Below are 21,030 nucleotides of genomic sequence, written 5' to 3'. Positions count from 1 at the left end.
GGCCGCCCGGACCTTGGCTCAATCGCTTCAATCCCACGAAATCTCTCTCGTGTAGATACAAGGTGGCTCGGCGAAGCCGAGACGGAGAGGGGGCTGGCGCCGCTCGGATGCGATTGCCCTGCGGCAGCCGGGCGGCCGCCATTCACCCTGGAAAGATCGTAAACCCGCCATCGACGCGGATGACCTGGCCGTTGATGAAGCGCGCGCGGGGGCCGGCGAGAAAGGCCACCGCCTCGGCGATCTCTTCCGGCTCCGCATAGCGGTTCAGCGATTTCCGGCTCGAATCCATGCGCTCCGGATCGACCACGCGGGTCGCCTGGAAGCGTGCCGTCTTGGTGGCGCCGGGGCTGACCGCGTTGATGCGAACGCCGTCGTCGATCAGTTCCTTGGCGAGGCAGCGCGTGTAATGCACGACCGCGGCCTTCAAGGTGGAGTAGACGACCTCGGGCGAGCAGCCGAGATGTGCCGCCGCCGAGGCGATGTTGATGACGGAGCCGCCGCCGCGCTGCTTCATCGGCGGCACGAAGGCCTGGCAGACCAGCATCGTGCCGATCAGATTGTTCTCGGTGAGCACGCGGATGTCGTCCAGTTCGATGTCGAGGGCGTTGTTGGGGTTCGGCTTGCCGCCCTTGGCGCCAATGTCGCCGCCGGCACAATTGACCAGCACATGCACGTCGCCGAGATCGGCCTCGATCTTGCGCTTCATCTCGGCCACCGCCTTCTGGTCGCCAATGTTGCCGGTCACCGAGGTGACCTTCGTGCCATGCCGCTTCAGGCGCTCGACCACTTCGCCGAGATTGGCGAACTCGCCATATTTGGCCGGCGCCGTTTCGTCCATGTCGTGGATCGCGACATTGGCGCCGAGTTCGGCCAGGCGCTCGGCCATCACGCGGCCCAGCCCTCGGCCGGAGCCGGTCACGAAGGCGGTCAATCCATCGAGTTCACGTGCCGTCATCAGATCTTCTCCATCAAACCAAGGTTGCGCATGTTGGCGGCGCTGCGCCGGATCATGTCGAGCTCATAGGAAACCAGGGAACCGTCGTCCTCGCGCTCCCAGGGGGTGCGGGTGTCGGCATCGTCGGGCAGCCGGTTGCGCTGGGCTGCCGCCAGGCAGGCGGCAAATTCGCGCGCCGTCTTCTCGGGGTAGCCGTGCCACCAGCCGTCGCTGAGGAAGCGGACATGCCGCGCCTCCAACGCGCCGGGTTCGAGAACGGCGGTCATGCGGTCGTGGTGTTGGCCGAGAATGGCAAACAGCTCGGCAAACGGCACCGCCCCATCGCCGATGGCGCAGCGGATCAGCCGGTAGCCTTCGCTCGTGAACTGCACGCGGTAGTCCTTGAGGTGGACATGGCGGACATGAGCGGCGATCCGCCTGACAAAATCGAGCGGCGCTTCGCCGACCGGGAATGTGTTGCCGGTGTCGAAGGTGACGCCGACGCCTTCGCCGCCAAGGGCGCAGAAATCGACGATTTCCCTACTGGTGAAATCCTGGTGGTTCTCGATCGCGAGGACATGGCCTTCGGCATTCGCGCGGGGCCCCCATTCCACCAATCTCTCTCGAATGATGCCGGCGAACTCCGTCCATTTCTCGCCGGCGGCGTTGCGGTCGCCACACAGAACCGGCGTCAGCGCCGTTCGGATGATTTTGGCCTTCAACAGGCGTGCGGCCCGAAATGCGTCGTCGAGCGGTTCGCCCACCAGCAGGCCGCCGCTGACGATCGGCGTCATCCCAAGGCCGGCGAGCCTTTCGCGAAGCGCGATCACCGCGTCGTCGGAAAGCTCGCTCAGCCATGGTACCCAGATCTCCAGCACAAGCGCGCCGAGTTCGGTCGCCAGCGCGATGAACCCTTCGAGCCCCGCAGGCCTGGGATTGGCGCGTGGCGTGCCGCGGCCCTGGAGGCCGAGATGATAAGTCAGGCCGTAGGGGTTCAGGCCGACCTCGAGCATGAAGCGATCGTTCGGTTCGGGTGAGGTCATCGCAGGCCGGCATCCACGGTGATCGACTGCTTGGTGATCATGCGGCTGTCGTCGGCGGCGAGGAACAGCACAGTGCGCGCGATCTCCTCGCCGAGCAGAACCCTGCGGATCATCTGGCGCTGCACGACCTGGTCGACCGCACCTTGAGTCTTGAACCAGAGCTGCCGTTGCCGGTCGGTGATGACTGCGCCCGGCTCGATGGCGTTGACGCGGATGTTGTCGGGGCCAAACGCCTGCGCCAGCGCGAAGGTCAACCCGACCACCGCGGCCTTGGCCGCCGCATAGGGCGCCATCTGTGCCGCGCCGGAGCGCCAGGCGATCGAGGAAAAATTGACGATCGAACCGAAGCCCAATTCCTTCATCTGGGGATGCACGGCCTGGGCGGCAAAGAAGTGGTGCCTGAGATTCACGTCCTGGGCGTGGTCCCAGGTCGCCTGCGTGATGTCGGTGACCGCCTGGCGATTGTCATCGGCGGCGTTGTTGACCAGCACCGCGACAGGTCCCAGCCGCTCTCGCACCGTATCGATCGCAGCCTGGAGGGCAGGGATATCGGTCACGTCGCAGCGCATGAAGAATGGCGCGTGCCGTGCCGTGGCGGCGAGTTCGCGCGCGAGTTCCTCGCCGGCTTCCTGCTGCAGATCGAGAAACGCGACGCGCGCGCTGTTGGCGGCGAAGGCGCGCACCGTGTCGGCGCCGATGCCTGAAGCGCCGCCGGTGATCAGCACGACACGGTCGGCCAGGCTCGGATAGGTGGCGAAGGACAAGGCGGAGCTCATTTCAGATCAGGTCAGATCAGGCGTTGGGTCGTCGGGTCGAACAGGCAGGCACGCGCCATGTCGATGCCCAGCGTCACCGTCTCGCCCATCCGTGGCGTGCCGTCGGGATCGAAGCGACCGGTGATCTCCTTGCCGCCCAGGCGCAGAACGGCCATGGTCTCGGCACCCGTCGGCTCGACCAGTTCGACCACGGCATCGATTTGCGCGATGCCTGGCTTGCGGCGCGCAAGATCGGGATCGAACCGGTAGATGTGCTCCGGCCGGATGCCGAGAATGAGCTGTCGCGGCGCATCGGATGGAAGGGTCTGGACGATTGGAAGGCTGGCCGTCTTGCCGTCGGCGGTCTGCAAGGCAACAGCGGGGCGACCGCCTTTCTCGCTCAGTTCAGCCGGTAGAAAATTCATCGCCGGCGAACCCATGAAACCGGCGACGAACATGTTGGCCGGACGGTTGTAGATTGTGGCCGGCTCATCGAATTGCTGGACCTCGCCCTGATGCATCACGGCGATGCGCGATGCCAGCGTCATCGCCTCGACCTGATCGTGGGTGACGTAGACCGTCGTCTTGCCGACGCGGTGATGCAGCTTCTTGATTTCGGTTCGCATGTCGACGCGCAGCTTGGCGTCGAGATTGGAAAGCGGCTCGTCGAACAGGAACAGCTTCGGGTCACGCACCAGCGCCCGGCCCATCGCGACGCGCTGGCGCTGGCCGCCCGAGAGCTGTCCGGGCTTGCGCCCAAGCAGCGGTTCGATCTGCAGGAAAGCGGCAACTCGCTTGACGGCCTCGTCCTGCTGCGGCTTCGGCACGCGGCGGCTTTCCATGCCGAAGGTGATGTTCTCGCGCACCGTCATCGTCGGGTAAAGCGCGTAGGACTGGAACACCATGGCGATATCGCGGTCCTTCGGCGCAACCGAATTGACCAGCCTTCCGTCGATGCGGATCTCGCCGGAGGTAACAGATTCCAGCCCGGCGATCATCGCCAGCAAGGTGGACTTGCCGCAGCCGGACGGCCCGACCAGCGCGATGAACTCGCCGTTCTGCGCCTCGAGATCGATGCCCTTCAGCACCTCGACCGCGCCGAAGTTCTTGCGCAGGGATCGGATGGTCAATGTCGACATGCAATGCCCTTCTTGGCGGACGGGACGATCGGCGATAGGAGACAGGCTCCGCTCACTTGATTGCGCCTCATTTGATCGCACCCTGGGTCAGGCCGCGGACGAAATACTTGCCGCCGAAGAGATAGATCAGCAGCGGCGGCAGCGCGCCGATCAGCACCGCGGCGCTCATGACATCATAGGCGCGCACATTCGTGCCGCTTGCCGTCAGCGCGACGAGCGCGGCGGTGATCGGCTGTTGCTGCCCGGAGGTGAAGACGACACCGAACAGATATTCGTTCCAGATGCCGGTGAACTGCCAGATCACCGTGACGATCAGGATCGGTGAGGAGAGCGGCAGAATGATCTTGCGGAAGATGCGCCAGAATCCTGCGCCGTCGATGCGCGCCGCCTTGATGAGATCGTCGGGGATGCTGACATAGTAGTTGCGGCAAAATAGGGTGGTGAACGAAATGCCCTGGATGACGTGGATGAGGACGAGCCCGTAGACCGAATTGCTGAGCCCCAGATTGCCGAGGATGAACGCCCACGGCATTAGCGAAATCTGGCCCGGAATGAAGACGCCGAGCAGCATGCAGGTGAACAGCGCTTCCGAACCCCTGAAACGCCATTTCGACAGGATGTAACCGTTCATCGCGCCGACCGCAGTCGAGATGATCGTCGCCGGGATCGTCATTTTCAGAGAGTTGTAGAAGTTGCGCTGCATGCCCTCGCAGGTGCCGCCGATGCAATAGGTGCTCCAGGCCTGGCCCCAGGCGTCGAGGCGGAAGCTGCGTGGCAGCGAGATCAGCCCGTTGCGCGCGATCTCCTGCTGATCGCGGAATGAATTCAGCACCACGACCAGCAACGGGATCAGGTAGATCGCCGCGAAGATAACCAGCAGCCCATAGATGACGAGGCGAGTGAGGAAATGCCTCCGCGCCGCAACCGTGGCGGCGCGATGATCGAGCGACTGGTCCAGTGAGACGTCAGCCATGCCCGGCTTCCTTGCGCCGCCGCAAGACCACCCAGAAAGAATAGGGCACCAGCACCACGGCAACAGCGGCAAGCATCATGATGGCGGCGGCCGCGCCTTCGCCGATCTGGCCGCGTTGGAACATCAGGTCATAGACGTAGATGGCGGGGAAGGTGGTCGAGATTCCAGGGCCGCCTTTGGTGAGGGCGGCTACCAGGTCGAAGGTCTTGATGGCGAACTGGATCTGGATGACGGCGACCGCCAGGAAGATCGGCGCAATCGTCGGCAGAAGCACTTTGCGATAGATGCGCAAGGTCGATGCGCCGTCGATCTGCGCGGCCTTGACGAGATCCTGATCCACCGAGCGCAGACCGGCCAGGAACAGCGCCATGGCAAAGCCCGAGGCCTGCCAGACGCCGGTGATGATCACCGCGTAGATCGCATAGTGCCGGTCGCTGGCGAGTGCGAAACTGAAGCTCGTCCAGCCGAAACCGCGCACCATCGCCTGGATACCGTCGACCGGGTTGTAGAGCCAGCTCCAGACCGTGCCGGTGACGATGAAGGAGACGGCCAGCGGATAGAGGAAGATCGTGCGCCAGGCCGCTTCGCCGCGCACACGCTGGTCGATCAGGATCGCCAGCAGCAACCCCACGGCCATCGAGCCGACAATGTAGAAACCGCTGAACAAGAACAGGTTGTTGTAGGCGATGTTCCAGCGCCGGTTCGCCCACAGCGACGCGTAATTGTCCAGGCCGACGAAGCCATAGGTCGGCAGCAGCGAGGAGTTCGAGAGCGAGATGTAGAGCGTCCAGCCGGTGAACACGAAGACGTAGACGAAGCTCGCCACAAGGGAAGGGCCGAGCACCAGCAAGGGCATTGCGGAGCCCAGCCGTTCCCGCCAGGGGCGGGCGGGGGCAGGGACCGACAGGATCAGGTCGTGATTTGACATTCAGAGTATGGGACTGGCAGGGCGCGGGACTGGGATGGCGGGTGGCCGGGTGCGGATAGACATTGCGCCCGGCCGTTTCCCGTCTATTTCTGTGCTTCGGCCGCGTCGGCCATCGCATTGGCGCCGTCCTCGGCTGACATGTCCGGCGTCGCCACGAACTCGGTGATGGAGTCCATGATCGCGCCGCGCATCTTCTGCGGGATGGTCATGTTGTGGGCCATCGAGCGCACCAGCGTGCCGTCCTTGATCGAAGCCTGCAGATCCTTCTGCGACAGCTGCTGGCACGGATTGAAGCCCTTCGACAGATCGATATCCAGGCGTGCCGGGATCGAGCCCTTGGCCTGGTTGAAGACCGTCTGGAAGTCGGGCGACAGGATCAGGCTGGCCAACAGCTTCTGGCCGTCGATGTAATCCTGGTCCTTCTGCTTGAAGAACACGACCGAGTCCGAGTTGAGGATGAAGCCGGGTTTGCCCCAGTCGGTCGGCGCCTGGGCGCAGACATAGTCGGTGCCTTCCTTGAAGCCGGCGGCGGTCAAAAGGCCGATCGTCCAGTCGCCCATGATGTGGAACGCCGCGTCGCCCTTGCCGACGAGCGCCGACATCGAATCCCAATCACGGCCGACCATACCAGGATCCATGTACTTGCTCGTCATCAGGCGCATCTGCTCGAAGGCCTTGACCATCCCCGGGCTGCGCATGGCTTCGACATCGCCTTCTACGAAGGCCTTGCGATAGAGATCGATGTCCTGGCCGTAGAGCACGACCTCGAACACCGTCGAATCCGTCCAGTCGGCGGTCGAATGCGAAATGCAGATCTTGCCTGAGGCGACGATCTTGTCGCAGGCCGCATTGAACTCGGCCCAGGTCTTGGGCATTTCCGCCACGCCGGCCGCCTGCATGACCTTCGGCGAGGCCCAGAGCCAGTTGATGCGGTGGATGTTCATGGGAGCGGCGACCCATTTGCCGGTCGGCTTCATCACCGGAAGCAATTCCGGCGCCACCACTTTCTCCCATCCTTCCGAGGCCGCCAGCTCGTCGAGATCGGCGGTCATGCCGGTCTCGTTCCACTCGGCGATTTCCGGGCCTTTGAGCTGCACGGCAGGCGGGGCATTGCCGGCGATCACGTCGGCACGCAGCTTGGCCAGTGTATTGGCCGTGTGACCGGCGATCGAGGTCTGTTCCCATTTACCGCCCTTGGCGGTGAACATCTCGCCGAGCTTGGCGATCGCCTGCGCGTCCGATCCGGTCGCCCATTGGTGCAGAAGGTTCGTCTTGGGTTCGGCGAAGGCGGTCCCGGCGACAAGGGTGCACGCAGCAGCGGCCGCGAAGGCGGTCATAACGGATTTCATGGTTTCACTCCCACATATGGTTGCACGGTTCGTATCGACCGCTTATGGCCGCGGTTTGAAGCCGCTGCCGGCGAGATGCGTTAATCTCGAGTTCTTTCCAAGATGACATATTGGAGCTATCAGTCAACGATGTTTATGTTGATCCATGACAAAACCTTCGCTTAGGACCTGGCTGATCGACCGACCGTCCGCGTCGCCGGAAAGCATGATCGTGCGCTGCCTGAGCGAGCGCGGCGTGCTCTCGGCGTCGCAGATCGCACGCGTCACCGGTTTGGCGCGCTCGACGGTCTCAACCGCGCTCAATGGCTTGAGAAGGTCAGGGATGGTGATCGAAGCTCCGACCAGCAGCGCTGGCATCAGAGGTATCGGCAGGCCAGCCGCGGCCGTTACGCTCAATCCGACAGCAGGCACCTGCGTCGGAATTCACCTGGCTCTTCAGCAGATACGGCTCATCGTCGCCGATGTCTCGCATTCCGTCATTGCCGAACAAACTATACCAATGGATCTCGACTACCAGCCGCAACAGGCGGCCCAGATGGTCAAATCGGCAATTGCCCAATCTTACAAGGAAAACGGTCTGCCGGTGGCGGGGCTCCTGGGGGTTGGGGTTTCCGTCTCCGGCCCTGTCAGCCGCGATGGAGTGGTGCTGCGCGCGAGCATGGTTCCAACATGGGCCGGCGTCAACATACGAGATGTGTTCGGACCCGTCCTGGAACAGCCGATCTTCGCCGACAATGAGAGCAACTGCTCGGCCATTGCGGAGCTGATGTGGGGCGCGGCCGTCGGCCAGGACGATTTCGTGCTGTTCAAGATCGATCTGGGTGTCGGCGGCGCCATTGTCCAGCATGGTCGGCTGGTGACGGGCATCGCCGGCGGCGCCGGCGAATTCGGGCACATCAGCATCGATCCCGGCGGCGATCTTTGCCGGTGCGGCAATCGCGGATGCCTGGAGCTCTACGCGAGTTTTGCCCGGCCGCTGGAACAGATTTCGCGTGTCGTGGGGCGGCAAGTCACCATGGACGATGTCATCACCATGGCCGAAGAGGGCGACGTCAGGGCACTGCGGATGATCGAGGATACCGCCGAGATCGCCGGCCGGGGTCTCGGCCTGATCGGCTCGGTGCTCAATCCGCCGCTTATCATCATCGGCGGCCACATGGCTTTGGCCGGCGACATTCTGTTGACGCCGCTGATCGCGTCCTATGAACGCCACACGCTCATCAAGTCCCGCGATATCGCCCCGGCCCTGCGCACGCGCATCATCGTCGGCAAGCACACCGAAAACGATTCGCTGCTGGGCGCGGTCGGCCTGGTGCTGAGACACCAGACGAAGGAACTGTCGCTCGGCTGATCGTCAGCCTCACGCCAGGGTCGCGTGCTCGTTCAAATCAATTGCACGTATCGGCCGCCTTGAGCGCTTCGGCGCGGGAAGGTGGCCGCAAATCCGCGATCCGTCGAACAGCGGCGTAAAACCTTGGATAATCGCCCGAACACAGGTCGAACAACCGAAGAAAGGCCGGAACCTGTTCACCGTAGACAGAAGTCGCGGCGAGCTTTGCGTTGTTGATCGGGGCAGCGAACCAGGCGTCGTATCCCCGGTATCCGGCCCAATTTTTGTTGCGCATCCGCCGATAGCGCATTCGCAGCCTGTCGATCACGGCTGTTTTGGCAGCCGCCATCTGCTCCGGCGTGCGGGGACTTGCATAGATCTGCCTTAACTCGTCGCGCGTTTTCGACACCAGTCCGAGAAAATCGGCGCTGCGCTTGCGATCGGCTTCGTAGCGGCGCAATCCGGCCCGATCGCCGGCGGCGCGGAGCCACTTCCTGACGCCGGTGGTTTCGACGGCAACGGCGAAAGCCTCGTTGAATGCGGAATCGCCATCCACATAGAGCCGCTGATGCGCCAGCTCATGAAAAACAAGGCTTGCCAGATAGGTGTCGTCCTGACGCAGCATGGTGCTCAGCAGCGGGTCACTGGACCAGCCCAAAGTGGAATAGGCGGTGACGCCCGTGACATAGACGTCCAGCCCCTGTCGATGAAGCTCGACAGCGCTCTCGGTCGCCGATTTCCGGGAGAAGTAACCCCGGTACGGAACGCAGCCGAAAACCGGAAAGCACCATGTTTGTGGCGCGAGCGAGAATTGCGGCGCGGCAAAAACAGCCCAGGTCACCGCATCCCGGTGGATGTCGACATAGCTGCGGTAGCTGCTGTTGTCGGGCAGCGCCAGCTCATCTGTCGCAAACCGTCTTATGGCGCGCGCCGACGTCAGCTTGGCGCGCAAGGCGTCAGGCGTCGAAGGATCATGAATGAGTTTCCCGACATTCCTGCGCGCGGCCATGATCTGTACATGGCCCTCCAGCGACTGCGCGTAATAGGAAATGCTTGTGCAGCCGGTCACCCCGGACGCCATGATCGCCACGGCAAGCATCCGAAGAACGCGCTTCACAGTTTGCCCACCCTTGCTCGTCGCCCCATGCAGCGATGTCTCGATCCTCCGCTCTCAAACAGGCGCACCGATTTTCGTCAAGCTCTACAGGGGCAGCGGCTCGGACTTTCGACTTTGGCTGGGTTGGCAATGCGGCCATTCGCCTTCGATGGACGCAAGTCCACCGGTATCGGCGGAGCCGCGAATCTGTGTTAAGCCGCCGCTCAACCAACCAAAGGACGACAGCTGTGAGCGAACCCACCGTGGCCCAGGCGACCGAGAGCATCTATGCCTCGCTTCGGGCGGACAATGCCGACATCGACGCCCATATCGCGACGCTCAAGGCGGCGCTGGCTCGAGAAGGAATAAAACAGGCGGTGTTCGATCCGACCAAATTGGCGCAGAACAACCGCCAGGGCCGCAAGTTGATGCAGGCATATTTTCGGCAGCGCGGCGTGAGCGTAAGTTTTTCGGACTAGCAGAGCCGCGCGCGTCGACTAGTTGCCGGCCATAGCCCTGACCGGAAACTCCCCCAGTATTGCCTTGTAATTGGTGAAGCGCTCCTTATCGAATAATATTGAGCGCAATATTGCAGTTGCCGCCGCCGCCATTTGAAATGGCCAGGTCCCAAACGTCCATTGCTGAATCGGCGCGCGGCAATCGGCTGCCTCACGAATCAACTTAAGTCAAGAGATACCGACTTGCGAGCCGGGTATTTTGCTGACATGCTCTGTTTTTTATGGGGTTTTGCACCTTGGCAGGTGCTCAAATGGAAGGGCAAAAGCATGGCAAAGGAAGCTTCGAATACCGTTTCTTCGGAAAAGAAGGCGGACGCAACTCTGATAGGTAACGCAGAAGGAAACGGGCTGAACTTCATGGGAGTTCAGGCTCGCGAGAACGGGGCCCCCGGCGACGCTGTAGGTGTCGACAAGATACGTGATCTGCTGTTCGGCAACCAGATGCAGGACTATGACCGCCGTTTTTCCAAGCTTGAAGAACGGGTCTTGCAGCGCTTCAAGGATGTCGAATCCGAGGCCAAGCGCAATCTCGAAATGTACGAGTCGAATGCAAAGAAGCAGATCGATTCGCTTGCGGGGCAATTGCGGAGCGAAAAAGACTCACGAGCCGATGCCGATAAGGAGATCGATCGGAATCTTCGCGAGCAAAATCAGGCCCTTGAAAAGCAGGTGCGCACTTTGTCGGATCAATTGAGCGCACTTGAGCGCGACGTTTCGGACCGGATAAATCGGAACGATCATTTGCTGCGTGAGGAAATCAAGCAGAAGAATGAAGGCGTTCAGATGCTGATAGAGAAGATGTTTGCCGATCTCAGCAACGTCAAGACCGACCGAAATCTTTTGGCCGGCCTGTTTGTCGAGGTTGCAAAATGTCTCAATCAGGATCCTGTCGGGAGCAAGAGCAACTCGGACCGTAGCTGGAAAGTGAGTTGATGGGACCTTGACGTCAACCGTCGACCCAGTCAGCCTTCCGAAAAGAATAGCCTCGAACGATACAGAGATTGATCGCGAGGCTCTGGCTCGTCTTTTGATCGAAATTGCCCGGAACGTTGATCCGGACTACCGTGTGCGTTTCGAGGCAGTTCCAACCGCCGATCCTCGCATGGAAACGCTGCGCCAGTTGCTGGTCGGCCGCGAGATTTCGGAGCTTTCACGCGTTACGCAGCTGCTCGGCGAACCCGAGCAGCTTGCTACAGCCGTAGGCGATGTTCTCCCCAATGCGGCCGCGCGAGCGTCTCATGCGCAACTCGGCGAGGCGCTTGCGCCGGCTGTCGAACGGGCTGTGCAACGGTCGATCCAGAGAAGCCCGCGCACGCTGACGGATATATTGTATCCGGTGTTTCTGCCGGCAATTCGCAAGTCGATCGGAGAAAAGATCGACCAGACCTTCCAGTCGCTGAATGAAACTTTAAGGCACATATTTACCTGGCATGGCCTAAAGTGGAGATTTGAGGCTTGGAGAACTGGCGCTAGTTTCTCGCAAGTTGTTCTCAAGCACTCTCTTGTATATCGTATAGAACATGCCTTTCTCATTCATCGCAATTCCGGTCTTCTGATAGCTCATGTAACGGCTGATAACGCAACGAGCGAAGATCCTCAGCTCATCTCTTCGATGCTGAGTGCAATTCAAGATTTTGTGAAGGACTCGTTTAACGAGAAAGAGCAGAGCGGCCTGGACACAATCCGTTTTGGCGACCTTCGTCTCTGGTCGGAAGTTGGACCGTTTGCGACCCTGGTTTCGGTGATCCGGGGAAATCCGCCAGAGGAACTGCATGACATAGTTCGCGATGTATTGCTTCGCATCCATGAGGAATCCTCACAGGCTTTAGAGCAGTTTGACGGCGACGGTTCGCAGTTGGCCTCCGTAGAGGCGCAGCTGCAGACCTGCGTCGAGCTGAAGCAGGATGAATCACACGAGGGGTTTCCCTGGCTGGTGGCGGCCGTGGCCTTGCTGCTTTTGAGTCTGGCAGGCGGTTGGTACTTTCTTTCCTGGCAATCAGCGCAGCGCTGGCAAGCTTATGTATCGCGCTGGCAGGGTTACGTATCGCGACTGGAGGCCCAGCCGGGCATCATCGTTGCCGAACAACAGGTACGCGATGGCCAATTCTATATAGCCGGTCTGAGAGACCCGCTTGCCGCCGACCCGCAGGCGCTGTTGTCCGGAACTGAGGTCGATCCCGCCCAGGTTCATTCGCAGTGGCAATTCTATCAGAGCCTTGAGCCGGAGTTCGTGTTGAAGCGGCTGACGGCGTCGTTGGCTCCGCCGGATTCAGTACGACTTTCGATCGTCAATGATCGCATCGTTGCCGAGGGTGAGGCTCCCGACACTTGGATCAACCGGGCGCGTGCAGCGGCCCAGCAGCTTTCGGCAGGCGGGCCGGTCTTCGATATCTCGGGGGTTCGTGACGTAAGCCCCGACGCACGCGCGGCGGAGCGCTGGCAGGCCTATGTGTCTCGACTGGAGACCCAGCCGGGCATCATCGTTGCAGAGCAAAAGATACGCGATGGCCAATTCTACATTGCCGGCCTGAGAGACCCGCTTGGCGCCGACCCGCAGTCGCTTTTGTCCGGAACGCAGGTCGATCCGACCCGTGTTCATTCGCAGTGGCAATTCTATGAGAGCCTTGAGCCGGAGTTCGTGTTGAAGCGGCTGACGGCGTCGCTGTATCCGCCCAATACGGTGCGACTTTCGATCGTCAATGGTCGCATCGTTGCCGAGGGTGAGGCTCCCGACACCTGGATTGATCGGGCGCGCGCAGCGGCCCGACAGCTTTCGGCAGGCGGACCGGAATTCGACATCTCCAAGGTTCATGATGTGAGCCCCGATGCACGCGCGGCGGAGCACTGGCAGTACTATGTGTCGCGGCTTGAGGCCCAACCGGGAATCATCGTCGCCCAACAAACGGCGAGGGGCGGACATTTCTACATTTCCGGCCTGAGAGACCCGCTTGCCGCCGACCCGCAGTCGCTGTTGTCCGGAACGCAGGTCGATCCCGCCCGCGTTCATTCGCAGTGGCAATTCTATCAGAGCCTTGATCCGAAGTTCGTGGTGAAGCGGCTGACGGCGTCGCTGAGCCCGCCGAAATCGGTTCAGCTTTCGATCGTCCAGGGTCGCATCGTTGCCGTGGGTGAGGCTCCTGCCGGCTGGATCAGCCGGGCGCAGGCCGCCGCCGACCAGCTTTCGGCGGACGGAGTGGTCCTGGACGTCTCGCAGCTGAGTGAGATGAACCTTGCAGAACTTAACTATTTGCGAGAGGCCATCCAGACGACCGATATCTTCTTCTCGTCCGGCAAAGTTGTGCCGGGACCGGAGCAGACGCCGGTCCTCGACCGATTGGCGGATCAAATAAAGGAATTCGCCGAAAAAGCCCGCAAGTCAGGCGTAACAGCGCGGTTCATGTTGACCGGCCATTCGGACACCACGGGCCGTGAGACGGCCAACGCTTCGATCAGCGCCGCCCGCGCCGAGACAGTTCGTGCGCTTCTCAACAAGCGCGGCGTCTCTCCGGAACTGCTGCTGGTTCGGGGCGCGGGCACCTTTGAGCCGCTGGTACCTGAAAATAGTCAAGCTGGGAGCTCCACCAATCGCCGGGTTTCGATTACCGTAAGCCTGGACTAGCGGAGCCCAAAATGTTGCAAAAAAAGATCTGTATGCTCGGCGGGTTCGCTGTCGGAAAAACGAGTCTGGTTCGCAGGTTTGTGCAAAGCATCTTTTCAGAAACCTACCTGACCACGGTGGGCGTGAAAATCGACAAGAAAAGTGTCGAACTCCCGGGCAAAACCGTGGATCTGATCTTGTGGGATTTGGCCGGCGAAGACGATATCGGCTCATTCCGCGTCAGCTATGTCCGAGGTGCAACCGGGCTCGTGCTCGTCGTCGATGGAACCCGCGCCGCAACCCTTGCCGTGGCGCTCACGCTGCGCGAACGGGTCGAGGCCGAATTCGGCGCTATGCCGTTTATATTGCTGATCAACAAATCCGATCTGGCCGATCGGTGGGCAATATCGGATAGTGAGATTGACGAACTGAGGCAGCGTGGATGGCAAATCTATCTGACAAGTGCGCTCACGGGTGAGCATGTTGATGATGCGTTTCATCACCTTGCCTTGATGGTCACAAAATAGACCATGCATGGATTGCCAAAAGAGGTCAGAAGTTGGATTTTCAACTTCTTTTCCAATGGGCACGCTGTCGCATATGTAAAAATCGACGCCCAGCTTTGCGTAGCTGCCAAGGGCGGTAATGTTGAACATCACGGGCTCTCATCGCTTCGCATCGGCGAGCCTGTTGCCGAGCAGCTTGAATTCATGGAAGGGCTGCTGCCTTGCCCGGAGCTTCCGTTTCATATTCCCATGGTCGAACTGCCCAGCGGGCGTGTCGCGGACCTTCATTTTTTTGCTGACGATGACTGCGTGTGGCTGGTCTTTCTTGACGCCTCCGCCGAACGCGCCAACAGGCAGCGGCTTCAGCAGAAGGCTTATGAAATGACGCTCCTGCAAGAGAGGGAGCGTGAACTCAACGAGAAACTGCAAGCGGCGAACGAGGCGTTGAGGAAGAGCCAGGAGGGATTGGCGCGTGAATACCAGCGCGCCGAAGCCTTGCTCCTCAACATTCTTCCGGCGTCGATCGCGGAACGGTTGAAAGCGCACAAGAAAATTGCTGACAACCACGCAGAGGTGAGTGTGCTCTTTGCCGACATCGTCGGTTTTACGGAACGAGCGCGGACCGTCGGCGCCGTGACGACGCTCGCTATTTTGAATTACTTCTTCAAGGCGGCGGATCGGCTCTCTGAACGACATGGCTGCGAAAAGATCAAGACAATCGGCGATTGTGTGATGGTCGTCGCTGGCCTTCCCACCGCCCGATCCGATCATGCAAAAGCCCTCGCGCAGTATGCCGTTGAGCTGCGCAAGGCGGTCAAGCGCGAACGCTTCGCGGGAGAACCGATAAGGCTCAGGATTGGAATTCACTCAGGCCCGATCGTCGCCGGCGTCATAGGCAAGAGGCGGTTCGCTTATGACCTATGGGGTGAGACCGTCAATCTCGCCTCACGCATTCAAACGTCCGCGGAGCCCGATGAAATCCGTATTTCGGACGCAACTCATCAACTGCTCGGACCAAAGTTTGCTTGCGACCCACTCGAGGAAACGGAATTGCGTGGTGCAGGTCGTGTGCGAATGTGGCGGCTCCCGGCCTGATTGCCGCTTGGCAGTGCCGATCCTGGAGCGCATTGCGTCTCAAGCTCGCCAAACATCATGGTTTCGAATGTTCGCAAGAGCTGCGGACTGTCCATCAAGGTTGCCGCGTTCCCCCAAGCTGCCCGCCCGCTTGCTGCCCAAAATACTGCAGGGCGGCAATGCGCCTCATATCGGTCATTCAGTGCGCCATTGAAGCTTCTCCAAAGCTGCCGTGCCAAATGATTCTTGCTTGCGACTGGGGCGAGAGGCGGTCTTGTCGAGGGTTTCAGGGGCGCACTCGAAAACGGGGCCCTCATTCCATAAAAGTCACACTCACCCGCCGCGGTCGACCCGGGAAGCACCGAACCGCAAATGGCGGCTACCCAGTAGCGTCACGCAGCGATCGCGGAGCGACCGGACAAGATCGGGTGGCAGACATCGTTTATCCCCTCCTGCGCGGTCGTGCTTCGTTGCGACGACCCTCGTCCGAGTAACGGGCGAGTTCCGATCGTTTGCCAAAATTGCGCCGGCCAGAGCCCTGAAAGGATGGAGAGCCGTCGCCGACGTCCTAGTGTATGCTAGGCGACGGAATCCGTCACACGTGGGGATCGTCATGGTCGGTTCGCCAGCAACTGCCACCCTTGTCCTCAACGACAAGGTTGTCGTTGACCTGGAAGGCGAGACGCTCCGTCTTGGCAACGGCGACGCAATCGCCCTCAGGCCGCAGGCCTTTGCGGTCCTTCGCCACCTCGTCCAGAACGCGAACAGGCTGGTCAGCAAGGCCGAGCTGCTTGAAGCCGTCTGGGGAGGCGCCGCCGTCACCGACGACAGTCTCGTTCAATGCATCCACGAGATCCGGCGAGCGCTCGGCGACCAACGGCATGCGGTCTTGGCCACCGTCTCGCGGCGGGGCTACCGCCTGTCGCTGGAGGGTGGCGACGAGAGTGCGCTCGGCGGCCCTTCGATCGCCGTGCTGCCGTTCGCCACCATGAGCGGCGACGAGCCGCATGACTACTTCGCCGATGGCCTGGTCGAGGACATCATCACCAACCTCTCGAAGATCCCGGGCCTGTTCGTCATCGCACGCAATTCCTCCTTCGGCTTCAGGGGCGAGAAGGCCGATCCGCGCACAATCGCCGCTGAACTACGCGTTCGCTACCTGCTGCAGGGCAGCTTGCGGCAGTCCGGGGGGAGACTTAGGATGAATGCCCAGCTTGTCGACGGTGCAACGGCCACGCATGTCTGGGCCGACAGGTTCGAGGGCGCGGTAACGGACGTGTTCGAACTCCAGGATCGGTTGACCGAGCAGATCGTGGGCTCGATCGAACCGAGTGTCCGTCGTGCAGAGATCGAGCGCGCGCGCCGCAAGCGGCCCGAAAGTCTGGACGCGTACGATCTCTACCTTCGGGCCCTGCCGCACGCGCATGCGAACACGCCCGTCGAGACTGACAAGGCCCTGCAACTGCTGGCGCGCTCGATCGAGCTTCAGCCGGATTATGTCGCTGCGCATGGCTACGCCGCATGGTGTTACGAGCAGCGCTACCTCCGCAACGGTTTGGATCCCGCAGACAAGGCGGCCGCACTCAACCACGCCGACATTGCGTTAGGCATCAACAGCGACGACCCGCAGGCGATGAGCATCGGCGCGTTCGTCCGCGCGAACCTCACCCAGGACTACGACATGGCCCTCGAGGTGCTCGACCGGGCCCTCGCATTGAACCACAATTCGGCCTTGGCCTTTGGCTTCAGCGCTTTGGTCAGTGCCCACAGCGAGCGACACCAGCGGTCGGTGGAACATGCGCACAAGGCGCTGCGGCTGAGCCCGCTCGACGATCCGCTGAGCTACCATCCCTACTGCGCACTCGCCCTGACCCACCTCTTTGCCGAAGCCTTTGCCGACGCGGCCAGATACGCCGCTCTGGCGGTCCGGGCCAATCCCGGCTTCAGCATCCCGTACGCCTATCTCGCGGCCAGCCACGTCGGCCTTGGTAATGTCGAAGCCGCGCACTCTGCGGCACGACGACTGATCGAGGTGGCACCGAATTTTTCGGTCGGCGGCTACGTGCGAACTAACCTGTTTCGGCCCTACTTGATGGACGCGCTGGCAACAGCCTTGCGAACGGCAGGGCTTCCTGAATGAGCCAGCCAGCGCGGACCGAACAGCGCGCAGGTGCAGCGCTGTCACAAGCCGCCGGTCCTCTCCAGCCTCCTCGGTGCGTTCTTATTGCGACGTGGGGTTGAATGCGGCAAGGCGACGACTCGCATGACGCGCATCGGAAACGCTTTCCGAGAGAGGGAAGGGAGCCTCTCCTTCGCTTGGGCTACGAGCGGGGCCTTTCAGTGCCATTTATTAACCTGAGTTCCGAGCCCTCGCGAAGATGCCGATCGGGGAAATATCGCCCTTTGATCGGAGTCCTTTCGTTACATCCGGCAGGACTTCGCTCACACTTGCCGGCGGATTTGCCACCTGCTGTCCGCCGGAACACGACTGATGAATCGCGCTTGGTGTTTCTCAGCTACCCTAGCGATGCTGTCTTGCTGGAATGGCGCTGGCGCCCACGACACCGAATCGGGATGGACCTATCCACCCGCTTGCTGCCGAGGCGACCAAGAGAGAGGCGATTGCCAGGAAATTCCGAATACCAGTGTGAGCACCGGCCCTGATGGTTTCAGAGTGCTGCTCAATCCGGGCGACCATCACCTCGTCACAAGGCAACACTTTTTCCGAATTCCGTATGGCGACACCATTCCGTCCGGAGACAGCCATTTTCACATTTGCTTGCACCCAGCCGAAGATCACGCAAACTGCTTCTTTGCTCCTCCCGACGGATTTTGATTTGCGAGGCATCGGACGCATCCTATGGCGCCCGCCCGGCCGCGCCGTCCGCCAGCATCTGCCCCGATAAGCCCAACGCAGCTTGTATGATTCCAAGCTAATATATGCTATCCCTGCGTCATGCGCGGACTGCTGGCACTTGGTATGCTGGTATTGGCGGCTACAACTGCAGCCGCAGGTGAGCAATTGTTCGACTCCATCGCCGCCGGCGACAAGGGTGCTGTGGAGCAAGCCCTGGCAGGCGGTGCCGATGTCGACAGCCGGGCGCGCGACCAGGCAACCCTCCTCATCGCTGCAGCGCTCGACAACCAGCCGGAAATCGCCGAATTGCTGCTGGGCAAGGGTGCCGACGTCATGGCGCGTAACTCGGGCGGCTTTACCCCGCTTCATGCGGCGGCCTTCTCGGGCAGCCTGCCGATCGCCAAGCTGCTGCTGGAAAAAGGCGCGGTGCTCGACGATGCCGCCAACAAGGCTGGTGCTACGCCGTTGTTGGTGGCCGGTGAGGAAAACCATCTTGAACTGGCCGAATTCCTTATCGCGAAAGGTGCCGATGTGAACCATCCCGAGGCTCATGGCTACATGCCGACAACGCGCGCATTCTGGAAGGGTAACACGGACATCATACGACTGTTCAAACGCCATGGTGCTACCTGCCAAGCCAAAATCCTTGGCGAGGTGAACGCGGCGAAGTGCACCGAGATCCACGATTAACGGGAGGATGCAGATGAGCACTATGATCAAGTCACAACTTCGGAATTTGGGGGCGGCTGCTCTGGTCGCGGTAGCTGCGGTCGCCGGCGCGGGATCGGCCCGAGCCGACGATTCGGTAAACACCGGCTATTTCGGCGGTGTGGCGATCATGGGCTACGACACGGTCGCTTACTTCACTGACGGCAAGGCCGTGAAGGGCTCCGAACAGTTCACTTATGAATGGCTGGGGACACCCTGGCATTTCGCCACCAAGAAACACCAGGAAATGTTCATGAGCGAACCGGTCAAGTACGCTCCTCAATATGGCGGCTACTGCGCCGGCGAAGTCGTGGGCGGAGGGGTCACGGTCAATGTCGATCCTGAGGCATTCAAGATTATCGACGGCAAGCTCTACCTGATCTACGACGTCGGCAATGCGGACGATTTCGCCGCGCATGCGGCTGAAAACATACCGAAAGCCGATGCCAACTGGCCGCAGGTCGCGGCCAATTTGGAGCTCGACAAGTATCACTGAAACCACGTTCGCCTACTGGACGACCGTGAAGTGAAACACCTTGCTTGTATTGGCATAGGAGTAGCCTTTGCCGGCTTCGTCATTGCGTCTGTAGACGGGACCGCAGTCGGGGCGCCCGAACAGGTTCTCGCTCTGCTCGCACAAGAGATCGCCATCGACGTAGACGGTCTCGGTGACCAGCCGCGTCGTCGTGCGGAAGGCCGCCTTGCCATCGCTCCCGATCTGAAGGAAGGCTGGTTGCAGACCGGGTTCGATCTGGCCTTGCAATGTATGGCCAATAACGAGGGACGCGATCTCAGCACCCTTCAACTGGTCGTGCTGGTCCGGGGTAAAGCCATAGCGCCATTGGGGTAGGCCTGCCTGGCGCAGTGCGTTGACGAGGATCGCCAGATCCTGCGGGTTCCGGAAATGTGCATGAGTCATCTGCCACCCAGCCAAAGAGTCCACGTAGCTGGACCCTGCTACGAGGTGGAGCCCAGCTGCGATTTCGGCTTTCGCATCCGGTAGACGGCCGCCGCGGACATACGCGGCAGCGAGTGTAAACCGAAAGTTACCAACCGTGGACGCATCGTCGCGGGTGCGTTCGAGAGTCTTGATCGCTTTATCGACATTCCCCTGAAGAAGAAAAACCAGCCCGGCAGTTTCCCTGTTGATGGCGGAGAGGTCGGGGTCGAGCCTGAGCGCTGTCTCGACCGCTGCGGCTGCCTCGGCATAATTGCTGGCGCATAACTGAACATATCCAAGGGCTGCTTGCGCCTCTGCATCGCCCGGACCGATTGAAACAGCCTTCTTGGCAGAGGCAATCGCATCTTCGTAGCGGCGATTCACGACCTGCATGATACCGAGAATTGCATAGGGCGATGAAAGGTCCGGTTCGAGTTCCAAAGCTCGGCTCGCCTTCTCATAGGCTCGCTTGCGCGCCGGCGCGCTCTGCATGATGTCGTTGAAGGCCTCGCGCCAGATATAGACTGTCGTGCGCGCGTCGGCCGCAAAGGCTTCCGCGAACGCTGGGTCGAGCCCCTCCGCCTTTTCATAGAGCGCAAGCGCCTCCCGCAGCCCGGCCTGCAGGACGTTGCGTGACGCCGTCTCGGCTTGGAGATAGTAGTCGTAGGCCTCGAGATTGTTCGTCGGCGGGCGTGCCATGCGCTCGCTTTCCGCTGCCGAAGGTTGCATGCCAAGCGCTTTGGCGATCTCCCCGCTCATCTCTTCCTGGACGGCAAACACGCCGGCCACGCCACGGTCGAACCGGTTGGCCCACAGATTGTCGCCCGTTGCCGTATCGATGAGCTGGGCATTGAGGCGGATCTGCTCGCCGGTGCGGCGGACACTGCCCTCAACGACGTAGCGGACGCCAAGGTCGCGCGCCACGTCCGCCAGCGCTGCTGGCTTGTTCTTGTAGGCAAATACCGAGTTGCGAGCGATGACGTCCAGACCGGAAAGCTTGGTGAGGTCGGTGATCAGATCTTCGGTGATGCCGTCAGCGAAATAGTCCTGGCCTGGATCGCCGCCGAGATTTGCAAACGGCAGCACGGCAACCGATGGCCGCGATGGCATCGAGAACTTCTGCCATGCGAAAAAGCCGGCAAGCACGGCGAATGCCAGAGCCGCGACACTCGCCAGGATCATGACGCGCGATCCCGGCCGGTGTGGCGCGGCTGTGATCTTTCCCGATGCCGCGGGATCCAGCAGCAGCCGATAGGCGCGAACCGGATCGGCGATGTTCTTG

Annotated in this window: 20 protein-coding genes; 10 read left to right on the top strand and 10 right to left on the bottom strand. The window is 61.2% G+C overall.

From position 1 onward, the window contains the following. Positions 1–142: 142 nt before the first annotated feature. From AC04SG_RS31760 to AC04SG_RS31725, 8 genes are all read right to left on the bottom strand, one after another. Positions 143–955 carry an SDR family NAD(P)-dependent oxidoreductase gene (locus AC04SG_RS31760; protein WP_023777157.1) on the bottom strand — a complete coding sequence of 271 codons (813 nt, stop codon included), beginning with the start codon at positions 953–955 and terminating at the stop codon, positions 143–145. Continuing rightward, the gene (locus AC04SG_RS31755; RefSeq protein WP_488554240.1) at positions 955–1,977 is read right to left on the bottom strand and encodes a sugar phosphate isomerase/epimerase family protein; all 1,023 of its coding nucleotides are present in this window, start codon (positions 1,975–1,977) and stop codon (positions 955–957) included. Before AC04SG_RS31755 ends, AC04SG_RS31760 begins: the two co-directional genes overlap by 1 nt. Further along, the gene (locus AC04SG_RS31750; protein WP_488554239.1) at positions 1,974–2,753 is read right to left on the bottom strand and encodes an SDR family NAD(P)-dependent oxidoreductase; all 780 of its coding nucleotides are present in this window, start codon (positions 2,751–2,753) and stop codon (positions 1,974–1,976) included. Before AC04SG_RS31750 ends, AC04SG_RS31755 begins: the two co-directional genes overlap by 4 nt. Before the next feature lie 11 nt (positions 2,754–2,764). Further along, on the bottom strand, positions 2,765–3,871 hold the full coding sequence (locus AC04SG_RS31745; RefSeq protein ID WP_488554238.1) for an ABC transporter ATP-binding protein: 1,107 nt from the start codon (positions 3,869–3,871) through the stop codon (positions 2,765–2,767). A 67-nt stretch (positions 3,872–3,938) separates the two neighbouring features. After that, positions 3,939–4,844, bottom strand: a complete 906-nt coding sequence (locus AC04SG_RS31740) for a carbohydrate ABC transporter permease (protein WP_488554237.1) — start codon at positions 4,842–4,844, stop codon at positions 3,939–3,941. Continuing rightward, the gene (locus tag AC04SG_RS31735) at positions 4,837–5,772 is read right to left on the bottom strand and encodes a carbohydrate ABC transporter permease (protein WP_488554236.1); all 936 of its coding nucleotides are present in this window, start codon (positions 5,770–5,772) and stop codon (positions 4,837–4,839) included. Before AC04SG_RS31735 ends, AC04SG_RS31740 begins: the two co-directional genes overlap by 8 nt. A gap of 83 nt (positions 5,773–5,855) precedes the next feature. Continuing rightward, positions 5,856–7,121, bottom strand: a complete 1,266-nt coding sequence (locus AC04SG_RS31730; RefSeq protein WP_488554235.1) for an ABC transporter substrate-binding protein — start codon at positions 7,119–7,121, stop codon at positions 5,856–5,858. A 123-nt stretch (positions 7,122–7,244) separates the two neighbouring features. Next, entirely contained in the window at positions 7,245–7,478 is a 234-nt protein-coding gene (locus tag AC04SG_RS31725) for a hypothetical protein (protein WP_488554243.1), read from the bottom strand. Between AC04SG_RS31725 and AC04SG_RS31720 the strand changes: the two genes are divergently transcribed. After that, on the top strand, positions 7,375–8,472 hold the full coding sequence (locus AC04SG_RS31720) for an ROK family protein (RefSeq protein WP_488554242.1): 1,098 nt from the start codon (positions 7,375–7,377) through the stop codon (positions 8,470–8,472). The genes AC04SG_RS31725 and AC04SG_RS31720 overlap by 104 nt on opposite strands. A 37-nt stretch (positions 8,473–8,509) precedes the next feature. Here the strand turns inward: AC04SG_RS31720 and AC04SG_RS31715 are convergent, their stop codons facing one another. Further along, positions 8,510–9,550: an aminopeptidase gene (locus AC04SG_RS31715; protein WP_488554241.1), complete on the bottom strand. Its 1,041-nt coding sequence runs from the start codon at positions 9,548–9,550 to the stop codon at positions 8,510–8,512. Positions 9,551–9,795: 245 nt separating this feature from the next. Here AC04SG_RS31715 and AC04SG_RS31710 point away from each other — a divergent pair, with 245 nt between their 5' ends. From AC04SG_RS31710 to AC04SG_RS31670, 9 genes are all read left to right on the top strand, one after another. Beyond that, complete coding sequence (locus AC04SG_RS31710) at positions 9,796–10,026, top strand: hypothetical protein (RefSeq protein WP_112561833.1); 231 nt, start codon at positions 9,796–9,798, stop codon at positions 10,024–10,026. A 306-nt stretch (positions 10,027–10,332) separates the two neighbouring features. Continuing rightward, positions 10,333–10,998: a coiled-coil domain-containing protein gene (locus AC04SG_RS31705; protein ID WP_192249092.1), complete on the top strand. Its 666-nt coding sequence runs from the start codon at positions 10,333–10,335 to the stop codon at positions 10,996–10,998. A gap of 7 nt (positions 10,999–11,005) precedes the next feature. Further along, on the top strand, positions 11,006–13,684 hold the full coding sequence (locus tag AC04SG_RS31700; RefSeq protein WP_488554234.1) for an OmpA family protein: 2,679 nt from the start codon (positions 11,006–11,008) through the stop codon (positions 13,682–13,684). A gap of 11 nt (positions 13,685–13,695) precedes the next feature. After that, on the top strand, positions 13,696–14,190 hold the full coding sequence (locus AC04SG_RS31695) for a Rab family GTPase (protein ID WP_192249098.1): 495 nt from the start codon (positions 13,696–13,698) through the stop codon (positions 14,188–14,190). Positions 14,191–14,193: 3 nt separating this feature from the next. Next, positions 14,194–15,264 (top strand): adenylate/guanylate cyclase domain-containing protein, encoded by a 1,071-nt coding sequence (locus AC04SG_RS31690; protein ID WP_488554233.1) that lies wholly within the window; start codon positions 14,194–14,196, stop codon positions 15,262–15,264. A 592-nt stretch (positions 15,265–15,856) separates the two neighbouring features. Then, complete coding sequence (locus tag AC04SG_RS31685) at positions 15,857–17,383, top strand: winged helix-turn-helix domain-containing tetratricopeptide repeat protein (protein WP_477352397.1); 1,527 nt, start codon at positions 15,857–15,859, stop codon at positions 17,381–17,383. A gap of 351 nt (positions 17,384–17,734) precedes the next feature. After that, the gene (locus tag AC04SG_RS31680; RefSeq protein WP_477352398.1) at positions 17,735–18,079 is read left to right on the top strand and encodes a hypothetical protein; all 345 of its coding nucleotides are present in this window, start codon (positions 17,735–17,737) and stop codon (positions 18,077–18,079) included. Between the two features lie 120 nt (positions 18,080–18,199). Then, positions 18,200–18,790, top strand: coding sequence for an ankyrin repeat domain-containing protein (locus AC04SG_RS31675; protein ID WP_488554232.1), 591 nt, complete (start codon positions 18,200–18,202; stop codon positions 18,788–18,790). A gap of 13 nt (positions 18,791–18,803) precedes the next feature. Continuing rightward, positions 18,804–19,304: a YHS domain-containing (seleno)protein gene (locus tag AC04SG_RS31670; protein WP_488554231.1), complete on the top strand. Its 501-nt coding sequence runs from the start codon at positions 18,804–18,806 to the stop codon at positions 19,302–19,304. 12 nt (positions 19,305–19,316) lie between these two features. Here AC04SG_RS31670 and AC04SG_RS31665 read toward each other — a convergent pair. After that, positions 19,317–21,030, bottom strand: a 1,714-nt coding sequence (locus tag AC04SG_RS31665; RefSeq protein WP_488554230.1) for a tetratricopeptide repeat protein, incomplete at its 5' end; no start/stop codon positions are given.

It is taken from the genome of Mesorhizobium sp. CNPSo 4684 (genome assembly GCF_057784315.1).
The sequence above is the reverse complement of the archived record's forward strand: the minus strand, read 5'-3'. Positions and strand labels throughout refer to the sequence as shown.